16 protein-coding genes are annotated in these 16448 nt (G+C 64.3%); 11 read left to right on the forward strand and 5 right to left on the reverse strand.

Going from position 1 to position 16448, the window contains the following annotated elements; genetic code table 11:
• Positions 1-5 precede the first annotated feature (5 nt).
• The 4 genes from WIT60_RS04215 to WIT60_RS04230 all read left to right on the forward strand — a co-directional run bounded on the left by WIT60_RS04215 (position 6) and on the right by WIT60_RS04230 (position 3067).
• On the forward strand, positions 6-968 hold the full coding sequence (locus tag WIT60_RS04215) for a ribose-phosphate pyrophosphokinase (protein ID WP_339582687.1): 963 nt from the start codon (positions 6-8) through the stop codon (positions 966-968).
• An 83-nt stretch (positions 969-1051) separates the two neighbouring features.
• Entirely contained in the window at positions 1052-1672 is a 621-nt protein-coding gene (locus WIT60_RS04220) for a 50S ribosomal protein L25/general stress protein Ctc (protein ID WP_339582688.1), read from the forward strand.
• A 105-nt stretch (positions 1673-1777) separates the two neighbouring features.
• Positions 1778-2455, forward strand: coding sequence for an aminoacyl-tRNA hydrolase (gene pth, locus WIT60_RS04225; RefSeq protein WP_339582689.1), 678 nt, complete (start codon positions 1778-1780; stop codon positions 2453-2455).
• Positions 2456-2497: 42 nt separating this feature from the next.
• On the forward strand, positions 2498-3067 hold the full coding sequence (locus WIT60_RS04230) for a hypothetical protein (protein ID WP_339582690.1): 570 nt from the start codon (positions 2498-2500) through the stop codon (positions 3065-3067).
• Here the strand turns inward: WIT60_RS04230 and WIT60_RS04235 are convergent, their stop codons facing one another.
• The 3 genes from WIT60_RS04235 to rsmD are packed head-to-tail and all read right to left on the reverse strand — an operon-like array spanning position 3068 to position 4623.
• Positions 3068-3319 carry a YfhL family 4Fe-4S dicluster ferredoxin gene (locus WIT60_RS04235; RefSeq protein WP_339582691.1) on the reverse strand — a complete coding sequence of 84 codons (252 nt, stop codon included), beginning with the start codon at positions 3317-3319 and terminating at the stop codon, positions 3068-3070.
• A 53-nt stretch (positions 3320-3372) separates the two neighbouring features.
• Complete coding sequence (coaD, locus tag WIT60_RS04240; RefSeq protein WP_339582692.1) at positions 3373-3873, reverse strand: pantetheine-phosphate adenylyltransferase; 501 nt, start codon at positions 3871-3873, stop codon at positions 3373-3375.
• Between the two features lie 54 nt (positions 3874-3927).
• A complete protein-coding gene (gene rsmD, locus WIT60_RS04245) occupies positions 3928-4623 on the reverse strand; it encodes a 16S rRNA (guanine(966)-N(2))-methyltransferase RsmD (RefSeq protein WP_339582693.1) in 696 nt (231 codons plus the stop codon).
• 56 nt (positions 4624-4679) lie between these two features.
• On the opposite strand from rsmD, the gene ftsY reads away from it, so the two are divergent.
• On the forward strand, positions 4680-5807 hold the full coding sequence (ftsY, locus tag WIT60_RS04250; RefSeq protein ID WP_339582694.1) for a signal recognition particle-docking protein FtsY: 1128 nt from the start codon (positions 4680-4682) through the stop codon (positions 5805-5807).
• 21 nt (positions 5808-5828) lie between these two features.
• Here the strand turns inward: ftsY and WIT60_RS04255 are convergent, their stop codons facing one another.
• Positions 5829-6722: a DUF2726 domain-containing protein gene (locus WIT60_RS04255; RefSeq protein WP_339582695.1), complete on the reverse strand. Its 894-nt coding sequence runs from the start codon at positions 6720-6722 to the stop codon at positions 5829-5831.
• 103 nt (positions 6723-6825) lie between these two features.
• Positions 6826-8199 (reverse strand): signal recognition particle protein, encoded by a 1374-nt coding sequence (ffh, locus tag WIT60_RS04260; protein ID WP_339582696.1) that lies wholly within the window; start codon positions 8197-8199, stop codon positions 6826-6828.
• 32 nt (positions 8200-8231) lie between these two features.
• Here ffh and WIT60_RS04265 point away from each other — a divergent pair, with 32 nt between their 5' ends.
• The 6 genes from WIT60_RS04265 (at position 8232) to WIT60_RS04290 (ending at position 16438) form a co-directional block, all read left to right on the forward strand.
• Positions 8232-9098, forward strand: coding sequence for a cytochrome C assembly family protein (locus WIT60_RS04265; RefSeq protein ID WP_339582697.1), 867 nt, complete (start codon positions 8232-8234; stop codon positions 9096-9098).
• Between the two features lie 7 nt (positions 9099-9105).
• A complete protein-coding gene (locus tag WIT60_RS04270) occupies positions 9106-9369 on the forward strand; it encodes a PP0621 family protein (RefSeq protein WP_339582698.1) in 264 nt (87 codons plus the stop codon).
• Positions 9370-9382: 13 nt separating this feature from the next.
• Positions 9383-11206 (forward strand): two-component system sensor histidine kinase NtrB, encoded by a 1824-nt coding sequence (locus WIT60_RS04275; protein WP_339582699.1) that lies wholly within the window; start codon positions 9383-9385, stop codon positions 11204-11206.
• Positions 11203-12765: a sigma-54-dependent transcriptional regulator gene (locus WIT60_RS04280; RefSeq protein WP_339582700.1), complete on the forward strand. Its 1563-nt coding sequence runs from the start codon at positions 11203-11205 to the stop codon at positions 12763-12765. The genes WIT60_RS04275 and WIT60_RS04280 overlap by 4 nt, the downstream gene beginning before the upstream one ends.
• The gene (ampD, locus tag WIT60_RS04285; RefSeq protein WP_339582701.1) at positions 12755-13345 is read left to right on the forward strand and encodes a 1,6-anhydro-N-acetylmuramyl-L-alanine amidase AmpD; all 591 of its coding nucleotides are present in this window, start codon (positions 12755-12757) and stop codon (positions 13343-13345) included. Before WIT60_RS04280 ends, ampD begins: the two co-directional genes overlap by 11 nt.
• A 225-nt stretch (positions 13346-13570) precedes the next feature.
• On the forward strand, positions 13571-16438 hold the full coding sequence (locus WIT60_RS04290; protein WP_339582702.1) for a ribonucleoside-diphosphate reductase subunit alpha: 2868 nt from the start codon (positions 13571-13573) through the stop codon (positions 16436-16438).
• Positions 16439-16448 lie beyond the last annotated feature (10 nt).

Here is a 16448-nt window from a genome sequence, read left to right on the forward strand (position 1 = left end):
CCACCATGATCTCCGATACCGTTCTGTTCACCGGCAACGCCAATCCGGCGCTTGCTCAGGAAATTGCCACCAACCTGGGCATCACCCTGGGTAAGGCATCGGTCGGACGCTTCTCGGATGGTGAAACCACCGTCGAGATCCAACAGAACGTGCGCGGTCGCGAAGTGTTCGTGCTGCAGTCCACCTGCGCCCCCACCAACGACAACCTGATGGAACTGCTGATCATGGTCGACGCGCTCAAGCGCGCTTCCGCTCAGCGCATCACCGCCGTCATCCCCTACTTCGGCTACGCCCGCCAGGACCGTCGTCCTCGCTCGACCCGCGTGCCCATCTCGGCTCGCGTCGTGGCCAACATGCTCGAAGCCGTTGGCGTCAACCGCGTCCTGACCATGGACCTGCACGCCGACCAGATCCAGGGCTTCTTCAACATCCCGGTCGACAACATCTACGCATCGCCCGTGCTGCTGTCCGACCTGCAAGCCAAGAAGTACGAAGAGCTCGTCGTCGTGTCGCCCGACGTCGGTGGCGTGGTGCGTGCCCGTGCCCTGGCCAAGCAACTGGGTTGCGATCTGGCCATCATCGACAAGCGTCGCCCCAAGGCCAACGTGTCGGAAGTGATGCACGTCATCGGTGAAATCGAAGGCCGCAACTGCGTGATCATGGACGACATGATCGACACCGCCGGCACCCTGGTGAAGGCTGCTGAAGTGCTGAAGGAGCGCGGCGCCAAGAGCGTGTACGCCTACTGCACGCACGCCGTGTTCTCGGGTCCCGCCATTGAACGCATCAAGGCTTCGGCCCTCGACGAAGTCGTGATCACCAACACCATCCCTCTGAACGAAGCCGCCAAGGGCACGACGAAGATCCGTCAGCTGTCCACCGCCTTCCTGTTCGCTGAGACCATCCGCCGCATCACCGACGGCGACTCGGTCACGTCCCTCTTCTCGGAACAGAACGCCAACTTCTGATCCGAATTCCCTGACCGGGCCGTCACAGGTTCGGTCTTTTTACAGCGCCTGGTCGCGGGCGCTATACCCACTTGGAGCATTCCATGAAATTCACCGCTTTTGAGCGCAATCTGCAGGGGACCGGAGCGAGCCGCCGCCTGCGCAACAACGGCAAGACCCCTGGTATCGTTTACGGTGCTGGTCAAGAGCCGAAGAACATCGAGCTGGACCACAATGCGCTGTACCACGCCATGCGCAAGGAAGCCTTCCACTCGTCCATCCTCGAGATGGAACTGAATGGCAAGGTTGAGAAGGTCCTGCTGCGCGACTACCAGAAGCACCCGTACAAGCCCCTGGTGCTGCACGTGGACTTCCAGCGCATCGACGCCACCACCAAGATCCACAAGAAGGTTCCTCTGCACTTCATCAACGAAGAGCAGTCGGAAGCCGTCAAGATCGACAAGTGCATCATCAACCACGCCGTGACCGAACTGGAAATCGAGTGCCTGGCTGAACAGCTGCCCGAGTTCCTGACGGTGGACCTGGCCAAGGTCGTGAAGGGTCAAACGATCCACGTCAACGATCTGGTCCTGGACAGCCACATCAAGGTCCGTACCCACGGCCACAAGAACCCGCTGATCGCTACCGTGGTCGAGCCGGTCGAGGAAGTCATCGCCGCTCCCGTGGCTGCTGCCGAACCCGCCAAGGGCAAGAAGAAGAAGTAATTCTTCTTCGGCAACGCCGCCGAAAGCCTTCGGGCTTTGAGTCAAGCCCCGCCCAAAAGCGGGGCTTTTCCATTTTCAGGCCCCTCTCCATAATCCGCGACCATCATGATTCGACTGTTTGTCGGCCTGGGCAACCCCGGACCGGAATACGAAGACACCCGTCACAACGCCGGCTTCTGGTACATCGACGACCTGGCGCGTCGCTTGAAGGTGACGCTGCAACCCGACCGGGCTTATCACGGTCTGGTGGCGCGCGCGAACACGCCCAATGGGCCTGTGTGGCTGCTGCAACCCCAAACCTACATGAACCTGTCGGGCAAGTCGGTGGCAGCCTTGGCGCGTTTTTTCAAGATCGCGCCCGACGAAGTGTTGGTGGCCCACGATGAACTCGATCTGCCCCCTGGCCAGGTCAAGCTCAAGAAAAGCGGCGGACACGGTGGACACAACGGCCTGAAAGACATCCACAGCCAATTGGGCTCGCCCGACTACTGGCGTCTGCGACTGGGCATCGGCCACCCGGGTGTGAAGCATGAGGTCGCGGCCTATGTGCTGCGCAAGCCGCCTCAGTCGGAACGCGAAGCGATTTTCAAATGCATCGGTCAGGCGCTCGATGCCACCGAGCTCCTGCTGGCCGGCGACACCGCCAAAGCCACGGCCCAGATCCACGCGCAACCGCAACGGCCCAAGCCGCCGCGCAAGGTGATGCCCGCCGCCGCACCGGCGGTCGATGGCAGCACCGCGGGCTCACCCAGCGCCCCCAACCCAGACAAGCCCACTGCATGAGGCAAGCGACGTTCGGGGCCGGCCATTCCACAGGGAGGACACATGGCCCCGCCACGTTCATTCATCGTCAATCTGATCCGCTCGCTTCGCACACGGGGCTGGGCCATTGCTGCGCTGTCACTGTGCGTGGTCACCAGCGTCGTTGCCAAGTCTGAGAGCGGTTCCGACGGCGTGGCACGTCCGCGCCACACCACACGCTCGCCCGCTCATGCCGAAATGCCGTCGAGTCGCAGCCGGCCCGTGCATGCTTGTCAAGACGCCACGGGGCGCACGACCTACAGCCAGTTCCCGTGCCTGAGCGAGACATCGAACCGTCAACGCCAGCTGACCGCCCACGACAGGCGTCAGCCTGGCCAGGTGGTCCACAGCACCTCGATGATGCAGCGTGAACGCAAGTTGCTCCAGACCATGGAGCGTGACCGGCAACGGGCGGCACGACAGGCTGAATCGCCTCGTCGAACACGCCATGTACGGCAAGATCCGTCAAAAGAAGATGTCAGGCGGCACAACGACGTGCAGCACATCAAAGACAAGGACGCCCGACCTGTGCGCTACCGGATCTTGCCGCCGCTCATGGCCGACACCCCCACACCCGGTCGCTTGAAGCCCTGATCAGGCTGTGCCTTGCAGTTTGAGGTACTTGGCCATCAACTGCTCATGTGTTTCCACATGCTCGGGGTTGACGGGAATGCACTCGACCGGACAAACCTGCACGCACTGCGGCTCGTCAAAATGCCCCACGCACTCCGTGCATTTGTTGGGGTCGATGACGTAGATGGTCTCGCCCATCGAAATGGCCTGATTGGGGCACTCGGGCTCGCACACATCGCAGTTGATGCATTCTTCGGTGATTTTCAGTGCCACGATCTTGACCTGACTGCTGGACGGGGTGAATCGACAATCGCTGCGAGCCAGCCTCAGGCCGACTGCTGCGCCACGCGCGCCTTCAAACGCGCCAGAACGGCCGGCGCAACGAACTTCGAGACGTCGCCGCCAAGCATCGCGATCTCACGGACAAAGGTGCCGGACACAAACTGGTATTGATCAGACGGTGTGAGAAACACGGTCTCCACCTCGGGCATGAGGTGGCGGTTCATCCCGGCCATCTGAAACTCGTAATCGAAGTCGCTGACCGCACGCAGGCCACGCACCACCACCTTGCCTTCATGGGCCACCACGAAATCACGCAGCAAGCCCGAGAACGCGATGACCTCGACATTGGGGTACTCGCTGGCCACCTCGCGGGCCATGCTCAAACGCTCCTCCAGAGAAAACATCGTCTTCTTGTGGTGTCCAGCCGCCACCGCCAGCACCAGTCGCCCAAAGAGCTGGCTGGCCCGGCGCATCAGGTCCGCATGGCCCAGGGTCATGGGGTCGAACGTGCCGGGGTACACGGCGGTCAACAAAGGGGATGACATCGATAGAACTCCTGCGCGGGCCTTACCCCTTCGGGTTGACCCTCAGTGTAAGTGTCAGGCCGCCGAAGCGTCAGCAAACGCTGCATCAGCCACGCGCTGAAAAAGGTGAAAGTGCACGGCACCTGCCTGACCATGACGGTGCTGACGCAAGCCGGCACGTTGAACGGCGGGCTCATCGTCAGCGAACGCCCGGTCTGCTTCCAGATAAATCCAGCCGCCAACGGGCACGCAGCGCGCCGCCAAGGCCAATGCCGGTGCGAACACGTCGGCATCGAAAGGGGGGTCCAGAAACACCAGATCAAAGCGTCCTGCTCGCTGCGCCTGCGCCATCCAGTGCAGTGCGTCGGCTTGCTGCACCTGCACCTGCGAGGCCTTGAGGCGCACCAGTGCGGCCTGCAAGGCGCGCACCAACGCCGGATCACGCTCCAGCAGGCAGACGTCGTCCGCACCACGGGAGGCGGCCTCCAGGCCCAATGCCCCACTGCCCGCAAAAGCGTCCAGCACACGCCAGCCTGCCAGATCTTGCCCCAGCCAGTTGAAGAGCGTCTCCCTCACGCGCGAGGGCGTGGGCCTCAATCCGGCAGACACCGGCACGTGCAAAGGCGTGCGCTTCCATTGCCCCCCGAGGATGCGCACCTCTTGGGCCGCCGTGCGGGCCACTTTGCGCGCAGCTGCCGCGGGATCTGCAGCCTGGGAGCGGGTCTGGGCCCCAGACGGGCGCTGCGAACGCGAGGAAGGTGGTTTTGTCATGTCGTGGCGCATCAAAGGGGGGATTGTAAAAAGGCCCGCGCACCTACAATCACCGCATGTTCAGTTTCATCAAGAAAAAGCTGGGGTGGGGCACCACGCCAGCCGAGCCGTCCCCCCAGGAGCCCTCGCCCGAGGCCACCCAGGTTGAGACGCCTGCCACCCCCACCCTCCTGGCACCGCAAACGCCCGAGCCTGCGAGCGCCGCGGTGACATCGCCCCCTCCGACGCCCTCTTCGGACATCGTGCTGATGGCCGAAGAGCCGGTGGTGGAGCGTCGCTCCTGGCTGGACAAGCTCCGCCAGGGCTTGCGCAAGACGGGCTCCAGCATTGCGCAGGTGTTCACCGGGACGCAAATCGATGATGCGCTGTATGAAGAGCTGGAAGCAGCCTTGCTGATGGCCGATGCAGGCGTCTCGGCCACCGAGTTTCTGCTGCAAGATCTCAAGCGCCGGGTGAAAGAAGCCAAGGCCACCGACCCGGCGCAAGTCAAGGGTCTGCTGATCGACGCCATCACCGAACTGCTGCAGCCGCTCGAACAAGCGCTCGAGGTGGGGCACCACACGCCAACGGTGATCATGGTGGCCGGGGTCAATGGCGCCGGCAAAACCACCACCATCGGCAAGCTCACCCGTCATTTGGCTGATGCGGGTCAGCGCGTGCTGCTGGCTGCAGCCGATACCTTCCGGGCGGCGGCGCGCGAGCAATTGTTGGTCTGGGCCGATCGCAACCGGGTGGAGATCGTCAGCCAAGAGGGTGGCGACCCTGCGGCCGTCACCTTCGACGCCGTCAAGGCCGGGCATGCACGCAGCTGCGATGTGGTGATCGCCGACACAGCCGGCCGCCTGGCCACGCAGTTGCACCTGATGGAAGAGCTGCGCAAGATCAAACGGGTGATTGGCAAAGCCATGGAGAGCGCACCGCACGAGGTGTTGCTGGTGGTCGATGGCAACACGGGACAGAACGCCCTGTCGCAGGTGAAGGCATTCGACGAAGCCCTCGGCCTGACAGGGTTAGTCGTGACCAAGCTGGACGGCACCGCAAAGGGCGGCGTGCTCGCGGCCATCGCCCTGTGGTCGCGCGAGCGTCACAAGAGCGTGCCGGTTTACTTCATTGGTGTTGGCGAGAAGCTGGAGGATCTCCAGACTTTCAAGGCCCGCGAGTTTGCGCAAGCGCTGCTGAGCTGATCTCACCCGCAGCGCACAGGCTCAGCGTGAGCGTTGCGCAGGTGGTGGCACTTCGTCCAGCGGGGCCGGCATGGTCGGCTCCAGGTCATCAAACCAGGTCGAAGGAGGCGGATCCCGGTGGGTGGCAGCATGGCGCCCGGCGCCAGCCTGATCGGACTCGTCGAGGTCATCAAGGTTGAAGTCCACCCCGCGCTCTTTGACGGACATGCCTTGCATGAGGCCACCGGTGCGCATGGCGGCGACCACGGCTGCCGCTTCGGCATCACGACGACTGCGGCTGCTCTCTGCGGAGCCCGCGCCGCCCTCACGTCCGGGTGCGCCCAAACGGGCCGCGTCCGCCCCCAGAACAGCCTCACGCACGGCCTGAACATCGGGCAAGGCTTCTTCATGCCAGACATGCACGGGAATGTGTGACGCGCGCAGCACCTTGTCCATGCGGCTGTGGCGACGCCGGGTGCGGTCGGTTTCCTGATCAGATGGGCGACGAATTTCCACCACGGCCAGCACATGCGAAGCCATGTCGCACACCACCAGATCCACGCAGAGCGAACCGACGCGTCGCAACCATTCGGCATAGGAGTTGCGTGTCGGGACCTTGATGAAACGGGCCACCGGCACTTGGGCCAGAATCATGTGATCAGGCAATGCCTTGCGCAGCAGGTGGTAGGCCTCGCGCTCGGTGTGGGTCAGGAGCCGGGTGGAGCCAGGCTCCCAATCAAGCACCGTGTCGAGGCTGTCGTATGCCGAAGGGCGGCCCGATTTGCGAGGGCGCGGATCACCGTCCTGGGGATGGGCGGGACGGGTCACCTGTGAGGCAGCCAAACGCCCACGGCCGAAACGCCACGCAGCGGCCACGCCCACGGCACCGACCCCACCCACCAGCAAGGCCGGCCACAACGACACCCAATCCATCATGTTCTGTCTGCGTACGCATTGATCGAATGCATACGCTAACAGCGGCACGCACCAGAATCAATCAGAAATTGCGGCCAGGCGTGACAAGGCGTGACAAGCTCGGTCAGCGTCCCATGCCGCCCATACCGGGCAGGCCCTTCATGCCGCCCATGCGCTTCATCATCTTGAAGAGGCCGCCGCCCTTCATCTTTTTCATCATGGTGCGCATCTGCTCGAACTGGTTGAGCATGCGGTTGACATCCTGCACTTGCACCCCGGCACCGATGGCGATGCGGCGTTTGCGGCTGGCCTTGATGATCTCGGGCTTCTGACGCTCTTGCGGGGTCATGGCGCGAATCATCCCCTCCATGCGGCGCACGTCTCGCTCGGCTTTGTCCATGTCAGCCTGGCCAGCCTTGGAAGCGATCTCGGTGGGCAACTTGTCGATCAGACCGGACAGGCCGCCCATGTTCTTCATCTGGCTGATCTGAGCCAGGAAGTCTTCGAGGTCGAAATCAGCGCCAGACTTGACCTTGTCGGCCAACTTCTGGGCGGCAGCGATGTCGACGCCCTTTTGCACCTCTTCGACCAGGGCCACGATGTCGCCCATGCCCAGCACACGGCCGGCATGGCGTTCGGCATCGAACACCTCCAGGCCGTCGATCTTCTCGGAGACGCCAGCAAACTTGATGGGCACACCTGTGACCTGGCGCACCGACAGGGCCGCACCACCGCGGGAATCACCATCGAGCTTGGTGAGCACGACGCCGGTCAGCGGCAGGGCTTCCTTGAAGGCCTTGGCCGTGTTGACCGCGTCCTGACCCTGCATGGCGTCGACGACGAACAGGGTTTCGACCGGCTTGAGTTGGGCGTGCAGCGCCTTGATTTCAGCCATCAAGGCTTCGTCAATGGCCAAGCGGCCGGCGGTGTCGACCAGCAGCACGTCGAAGTAGTGACGGCGGGCGTGGTCGATGGCCGCCGCCGCGATGTCGGCAGGTTTCTGATCCGGCGTGGAAGGGAACCATTCGGCCCCCGCCTGCCCGGTCACGGTCTTGAGCTGCTCGATGGCCGCTGGACGGTACACGTCGGCGGAGACGGTGAGCACCTTCTTCTTGCGTTTTTCGATCAGGTGCTTGGCGAGCTTGGCCGTGGTGGTGGTTTTGCCCGCACCTTGCAGACCGGCCATCAGGATGACGGCGGGCGGCTGGGCCGCGAGGTTGATGTCGGACACCCCCTCACCCATGGTGGCTGCCAGCTCCTTCTGGACGATGCTGACCAGCACCTGCCCGGGCGTCAGAGAGGAGACGACCTCCTGACCCAGCGCCTTGTCCTTGACGCGGGCAATGAAGTCGCGCACCACGGGAAGCGCCACGTCAGCCTCCAGCAGCGCCATGCGCACCTCACGCAACATGTCTTGCACGTTGGTTTCGGTGATGCGGGACTGGCCGCGCATGGTCTTGACCAGGCGACTGAGTCGTTCAGTGAGGTTGGATGCCATGAAATCGCTGCGTGTGCTCGTAAACTTGACCCATGATTTTATCGCCCGCCTTGCCCTCGCAACCCGCGCTCTGGCCCAGTGCGTTGGCCATATTGGCTTATTTGTTGGCTGCAGCCTGGCCGGGAGGCGCTTCAGGGGGGCTTGCGCGTCAGGAGCGCCCCATCTGGGCGGCCCTGTCTTTGGCCTGGTTGACCCAGGCTGTGGCCATTGTGCTGGACACCGTCGTGTCCCATGAGGGGGTGATGGGAGCCCGCTTCGGCTTTGGAACAGCGCTGTCGATCACAAGCTGGCTCGTGGTGGCGGTGTACGCCTACGAGAGCCGCCACCTGGGTCTGCCCAGTGTGCGCCGCGTGCTCCCGGTGCTGGCGGCGCTCACCGTCGGCATCGCCTGGCTGTTTCCGGGTCAGTTGCAATCTGCTCAAGGCTCCAGCTGGGCACCGTTGCACTGGTTGCTGGGCTTTGCGTCTTACGGGCTGTTTGGCGCCGCCTTGCTCCATGCGGTGTTATGGCGTCACGCCGAACGGCAATTGCGTGCGCCCCCCAGCGCATCGGGCACCCTGCCCTTGCGGGCGCGGCATGGCGGGCAGGCCCTGGGCATGCCCCTGCTGCGGCTGGAGGCCTTGACGCTGCAATTTGTGTGGGCGGGTTTCGTGATGCTGTCACTCACCCTGCTGCTGGGGTTCTGGTTCACCACGCCCTGGCGCTGGGATCACAAGAGCGTGTTCTCGGTGTTGTCCTGGGTGGTCTTTGCCGTGTTGCTGGTCGGACGAGCGCGCTTTGGGTGGCGCGGTCGACTCGCCATCCGGTGGCTGGTCGCTGGTTCGACCCTCTTGCTGCTGGCCTATGTGGGATCGCGCTTCGTGTTGGAGGTCATCCTCCATCGCGCCAATCCGACCTGAGCGCGCCATGCTGAAGTATCTGCTCATCGGTGTGCTGGTCATCTGGCTGCTGTACTCACCGCTGCTGAAGCGGATGCGGCAACTGCGTCGTGATCGCCCCGCATCGCGACCTGCAACCCGCCCGTCACCGCCCCCCGCCGCCCAAGTGGAAGACATGGTGGCCTGTGCGCACTGCGGTATTCACCTGCCTGCCAGCGAAGCCTGTCTGGACGCCGCGCAACGCCCCTATTGCTGCGCAGCACACCGCGACGCAGGCCCATCCGCACACTGAGGCACGGCCGGTCATGTCTGCTTCATCGCGGGACCCACAGACCTCATGGTTTGGTCGATCCGAGCCCAATCACGCCGATGCCTGGTCTGACACGACCGATCTACCCTGGTCGACATCGACTCACGAAGAGGCAGGGCCTCGAGGGCGGCGAGACGACCAATCCTTCCTGCGCACCTACCGGACGTTCCTGAGCGCGCGGGCGCTGCTCGCTGTGGTGCTGCTGGCCCTGCTGGCTGGCAACTGGCTGATGGGCAATCGGGCGCTGATCTGGATTGTCACGGCCGTGGCTTACGCCAGCCTCGCTTTGCTGCTGTGGGCGTGGCCCTCCACCGTGGCCCATCAACGTACCGGGGGCGCGCCCGGCACGCCGACCCTGAGCCCCCGTCAGGCTGTTTTCAGCATCGGTCTGGATCTCGCCTTTTTCTCGCTGCTCCAGCACCTGATGAGCACCGCGCTCAACACCCAGGCCTTGCTGGCCCTGCCGGTGCTGATGGCAGGGGTCATGATGCCCAGGCTGGTGGCGTTGGCCGTGGCTGCGGTGGCCTCACTCAATCTGCTGGCGGCCGCATGGATCCAAGGCACCCTCACGGCCACCTTGAGCGCACAGCTCACCGAGGCCGGCTTGACGGGTTTTGGCTTGTTCGCCATCGCCGCATTGGCAAGTGAACTGGCCGCGCGCGTGGCCCGAGAGGAGCGCAGCGCCCGAGGCAGCCTGGAGCTGGCACGGCAGCAGGCACAGCTGAACCGGCTGGTGATGGAGGAGATGAGCGAGGGCGTGTTGGTGGTCGACCGGCAAGGACGCGTGCGCACGGCCAACCCGGCGGCACGTCGCCTGCTGGGTGCCCAAGGGCTCGCACCGCTCGCACCGTTTCAATTGCGTGGCCAATCCGCATGGCAAGGCTTGGTTCAGGCGGTCGACCAGGCCGTGAGTGCACCGCTGCAGGCTGAAGCCGGCCAGGAGGTGCGGCTGCATTTCGACGATGGCAGCCGCAGAGACCTGAGGGTGCGCGTGCGCTTTACCCGCGGGCACAAGGCGCTGCAAGCGGAGGACATGTGCATGCTGTGGCTGGAAGATCTGCGCATCGTGCGTGCTCGCCAGCGCCAGGACAAGCTGGCCGCCATGGGACGGATGTCGGCGGGGATTGCCCACGAAATCCGCAATCCGCTGGCCGCCATCTCCCAAGCCAATGCCCTGCTGGGGGAGGACGCGACCAACCCGACACAGCACCGCCTGACACGGATGATTTCGGAGAACGTCGTGCGACTGCAGCACATTGTCGACGACATCCTCGCCGTGGCACCAGGCGCTCGCCCCCCAGCGCCAGCGATCGATGCGGTCGAGGCCACGCAGTCCATCTGCAACGAGTGGCGACTCACCCACGGACTGAGCGATGGGCCCTCGTCGCTGCTGCAGCTGCGTCTGACCGACCTCTCACAAGCCCCAGGGCCGCTGCGCGTGCGCTTCGAGCCTGAGCACCTCCAACGGGTGCTGGTGAACCTGCTGGACAACGCCTTGCGCCACGGCAGCGGACAGCCCGGGGCCATTGAGGTCGGACTCACCTGGCGTCCTGCCCGTCACGGCGGCGCAATGCTGGTGTTATCCATCGGCAGTGATGGTGAGCCCCTGAGCGCTGAAACTGAGCGCTCGCTCTTCGAACCCTTCTTCTCTACGCGCAGCCGTGGTACCGGTCTGGGCTTGTATATTTGCAAGGAGCTGTGCGAACGTCATGGGGCGGCCATCGACTATCGACAGCATCCCCCGGCAGTACGCCACCGCAACGAGTTTTTCGTCACGATGCCGATCGAACCTGAAGGGTCCGCCCTCCACATCGCATGAGCTCCCCTGCCCTTCATCGCCTGCTGGTTGTTGACGACGAGCCAGACCTGCGCACCCTCTACGAACTGACCCTGCTGCGTGAGGGCTACGACGTGGAGACCGCGGGCACCGTGGGTGAGGCCTGGCAGCACCTGCAAGACCAGACCTTCAGCGCCGTCATCACCGACATGCGCCTGCCAGACGGCACCGGGCTCGACCTGCTGCAGCGACTGGAGGCCGGGGGGCGTCGTGAAAAATCCATCGTCATCACCGCCTATGGGTCGGCCGAGAACGCCGTGAGCGCCCTCAAGAGCGGCGCCTACGACTATCTGACCAAGCCGGTCGACCTCAAGCAGTTTCGGTCGGTGGTGGCCGCCGCCATTGCCTCCGAGCGCCCAGGACAGCCGGTGCCAGGTGTCACCGTCACGGCATCGCCCCCCAACGCAGCCTCAATCAGTCCCTGCCTCCCCCCGCCGCGGGCCCTGTCGCGTCTGGCTGGCCACAGCGCCCCCATTCAGCACGTGCGCGAACTGATCGAGAAAGTCGCCCGAAGCATGGCCCCGGTGATGCTCTGGGGCGAATCCGGCACGGGCAAGGAGTTGGTCGCACGGGCCATCCACGATGTCAGCGTGCGAGCCGAGCGCCCCTTCATCCCGGTCAACTGTGGCGCCATTCCAGAGCAATTGCTGGAAGCAGAGTTCTTCGGTTACCGCAAGGGGGCGTTCACCGGCGCCCAGGAAGACCGGGAAGGCTTTTTTCAGGCAGCACACGGGGGCACCCTGTTTCTGGATGAAATTGGGGACCTGCCGCTGGCGATGCAATCGAAGCTGCTGCGCGCCATCCAGGAGCGCGCCGTCCGACCTTTGGGTGCCACGCACGAGGTGGGGGTCGATGTGCGCCTGCTCAGCGCCACCCACAAGGACCTGCAGAGTGAAGTCAAGGCCGGACGCTTCCGCCAAGACCTGTACTACCGCCTCAATGTCATCCAGGTCACCCTGCCCGCGCTGCGTGAGCGCCTGGAAGACCTGCCTGAGCTGAGCGCCCGCATCCTGGAGCGAATCGCCCATGAGGCCGGTCTGTGCCCGCCGCCCACGCTCAGCCAGGCAACCATGCGAGCCCTGATGCAGCACCCCTTCCCGGGCAATGTGCGCGAACTTGAGAATCTGCTGCAGCGAGCCGTGGCCCTGAGCAGCCACTCGGTACTGGAGCCCGAGGACCTGGGCATTGCGTGCGAACGCGGACTTGCCCCGACCATCCCCGACCACGCAGAAGACCGCTGTACCTTTGTTCTCCCTGATGTGATCTCGCAGAACGCCCCTCCTCCGGTCATCGCTTCTGCGGGCACCTCCCGGCCTGACACCTCCCCGCCTTTGCCCAGCGATCTGGCCGCACACCTCGATGAGATCGAGCGCGACATCTTGGTGCGCGCACTGGAAAAGCATCGCAACAACCGCACGGCTGCCGGGGGCAGCCTGGGCTTGTCGCTCCGCCAGATGCGCTATCGCATGGCGCGACTGGGCATCCAGATCACGGATCAAGGCGTGGTGTTGGACGAACAGTTCGATCCCGATGCCATCTGAGCTTACCCCCCTCTGGTCACACGGCTGGTTGCGCGATGCGCGCGCGGTTCCGTCTCCCAACTTCGGCCCACGTCCGCCCGGCACGGCCGTGACCCTGGCCGTGATCCACTCCATCAGCCTGCCCCCTGGGGAGTACGGTGGCCCCGAGATCGAGCAGCTGTTCACCAACCAGCTCGACTGGGATGCCCACCCCTACTTCGATCAGATCCGCGGCATGGAGGTGTCCTCCCACTTCGTCATCCGCCGCGACGGTGAACTGCTGCAGTTCGTGTCGGTGGACGAGCGGGCGTGGCACGCTGGGCGCTCCAGCTGGCAGGGCCGCGACAACTGCAACGACTACTCGGTCGGCGTCGAGCTCGAAGGTCTGGAAGACCGCCCCTTCGAGCCCGCGCAGTACACCCGGCTCGGAGAATTGCTGCGCACCCTCGCACAGCACTATCCGATCAACCAGGTTGCAGGGCACGAACACGTGGCCCCCGGCCGCAAGAAGGACCCTGGCTGCGCGTTCGATTGGCGCCAGTTACAAACACTCACATCCTGGCCGGACCAGGTCTTTCCATGGGGCCAGGCGCTCGCCTGAGCGACGTTCCCCCTCTGGAAAGTCCGTTTTTGTGGCCGTGAATCCTGGGGCTTCCCCCGATCTCACAAACCTCGCAGACACTACCCCTAGTGCTTGCGATGTCACAAAACACCAGATATAGTGCTCGGACGCAGTGGCCTCCACGAACCCTTGTCGGGCTCGGAAGCCTGAATCTGGGGCCCGCCACGCTCGGTCGTGCGGCCCGACGAACCCCAAGGGAACTCCATGCAAACGTCCACGTCCAGCACCTTGCCGCCCTCGTCTTCTGCTTTCACCGGCGCCTCCGCCGTGGCCACCGAGCCGCGCCAATCGGCCTACGCCGGCTATCAGATCATCCGCCGCAACGGTGCCGTCGTGGCCTTCGAGCCGAGCAAGATTGCCGTCGCCCTGATGAAGGCCTTTCTGGCCGTGCATGGCACCCAAGGTGCTGCCTCGGCCAGCGTGCGTGAAGACGTCGACAACCTGACCGAAGCCGTGGTGCGTGGCTTGCTGCGCTCCCGCCCCAGCGGTGGCACCTTCCACATCGAAGACGTGCAAGACCAGGTCGAACTGGGCCTGATGCGCGGCGGCCACCACGAGGTCGCCCGCGCCTACGTGCTCTACCGTGAGCGCCGGGCCCAGGAGCGCGCCAAGCAAGCGTCCGAGCAACAAGCCGCCGCCCTGCCCACCCTCACCGTGATCGACCGCGGCCAGCGCGTCCCGCTCGACCTGCCCGCCCTGCAAGCCCTGATCGAGTCCGCCTGCGAAGGCCTGGGCGAAGACGTCAAGGCCGCGCCCATCCTGGCCGAGACCCAGCGCAACCTGTACGACGGCGTCTCCATCGACGAGGTCTACAAGGCCGCCATCCTGGCTGCCCGCACCCGCATCGAGCACGACCCGGCCTACACCCGTGCCACGGCCCGCCTGCTGATGCACACCATCCGCCGCGAGATCCTGGGCGAAGAAGTGACGCACGCCGACATGGCCACGCGCTACGCCGAGTACTTCCCCAAGTTCATCAAGAAGGGCATCGAAGCCGAGTTGCTCGACGAAAAGCTGGCCCAGTTTGACTTGGCCCGCCTGGGCGCCGCGCTGAAGTACGAGCGCGACCTGAACTTCGACTACCTCGGCCTGCAGACCCTGTACGACCGCTACTTCCTGCACCACGACGGCCAACGCATCGAGATGCCGCAGGCCTTCTTCATGCGTGTTGCCATGGGCCTGGCCCTCAATGAAATCGACCGCGAAGCCCGCGCCATCGAGTTCTACGAGCTGCTGTCGTCCTTCGACTTCATGTCGTCCACCCCGACGCTGTTCAACTCCGGCACCCGCCGCTCGCAGCTGTCGTCGTGCTACCTGACCACCGTCCCCGACGACCTCGACGGCATCTACGAAGCCATCAAGGAAAACGCCCTGCTGAGCAAGTTCGCCGGTGGCCTGGGCAACGACTGGACCCCGGTGCGCGCCCTGGGCTCGCACATCAAGGGCACCAACGGCAAGTCGCAAGGCGTGGTCCCCTTCCTCAAGGTGGTCAACGACACCGCCGTGGCCGTGAACCAGGGTGGCAAGCGCAAGGGCGCCGTCTGCGCCTACCTGGAATCGTGGCACCTGGACATCGAAGAGTTCCTGGAGCTGCGCAAGAACACCGGTGACGACCGCCGTCGCACCCACGACATGAACACGGCCAACTGGATCCCCGACCTGTTCATGCGTCGCGTGATGGAAGGTGGTGACTGGACGCTGTTCTCGCCCTCCACCTGCATCGACCTGCACGACAAGTTCGGCATCGCCTTCGAAGAGGCCTACACAGCCTACGAAGCCAAGGCCGACCGTGGCGAGATCAAGCCCTTCAAGCGCATCAAGGCCGTGGACCTGTGGCGCAAGATGCTGTCGATGCTGTTCGAAACCGGCCACCCCTGGATCACCTTCAAGGACGCCTGCAACGTGCGCTCGCCGCAGCAGCACGTCGGTGTGGTGCACTCGTCCAACCTGTGCACGGAGATCACGCTCAACACCAACGACAGCGAGATCGCCGTGTGCAACCTGGGCTCGGTCAACCTGTCCCAGCACATCAAGGACGGTGGCATCGACCACGCCAAGCTGCAAAAGACCGTGCGCACCGCCATGCGCATGCTCGACAACGTCATCGACATCAACTACTACGCCGTCAAGAAGGCGCGTGACTCGAACCTGCGTCACCGCCCGGTGGGTCTGGGCATCATGGCCTTCCAAGACGCGCTGTATCAGTTGCGCACCCCGTACGCCAGCCCCGAAGCCGTCGAGTTTGCCGACCGCTCGATGGAAGCCGTCTGCTACTACGCCTACTGGGCCTCGACCGAGCTGGCCGAAGAGCGCGGCCGCTACAGCAGCTATCGTGGCTCGCTGTGGGACCGCGGCATCTTGCCCATCGACTCGCTCAAGCTGCTGGCCGAACAGCGCGGTGGCTATGTCGAAGTCGACACCTCGGTGACGATGGACTGGGACGCGCTGCGCGCCCGCATCGCTCAGCACGGCATGCGCAACTCCAACTGCGTGGCCATTGCGCCCACGGCCACCATCTCCAACATCGTCGGCGTCGATGCCTCGATCGAGCCCTGCTTCGGCAACCTCTCGGTCAAGTCCAACCTGTCGGGCGAGTTCACCATCGTCAACGAGTACCTGGTGCGCGACCTCAAGAAGCTCGGCCTGTGGGACGACGTGATGGTCATGGACCTCAAGCACTTCGACGGATCGCTGCGCCGCATCGACCGCGTGCCCGAGGACATCAAGGCCCTGTACGCCACGGCCTTCGAAGTCGAGCCCATCTGGTTGGTGGAAGCCGCTTCGCGTCGCCAGAAGTGGATCGACCAGGCCCAGTCGCTCAACATCTACATGGCCGGCGCATCGGGCAAGAAGCTCGATGAAACCTACAAGCTGGCGTGGGTGCGAGGCCTGAAGACCACCTACTACCTGCGCACCATGAGCGCCACGCATGCCGAGAAGTCGACTGTGTCGCGCGGCCAGCTCAACGCGGTCTCCAATGCCGCCCCGGTGGCCACCGCTGCAGCCGCTGAGCCTGCCACCGATGTGAAGTTCTGCTCCATCGACAACCCCGACTGCGAAGCCTGCCAATGAAGATGAAGGG

The sequence above is a fragment of the Aquabacterium sp. G14 genome (assembly GCF_037482285.1).
Taxonomy (GTDB): domain Bacteria; phylum Pseudomonadota; class Gammaproteobacteria; order Burkholderiales; family Burkholderiaceae_C; genus Aquabacterium.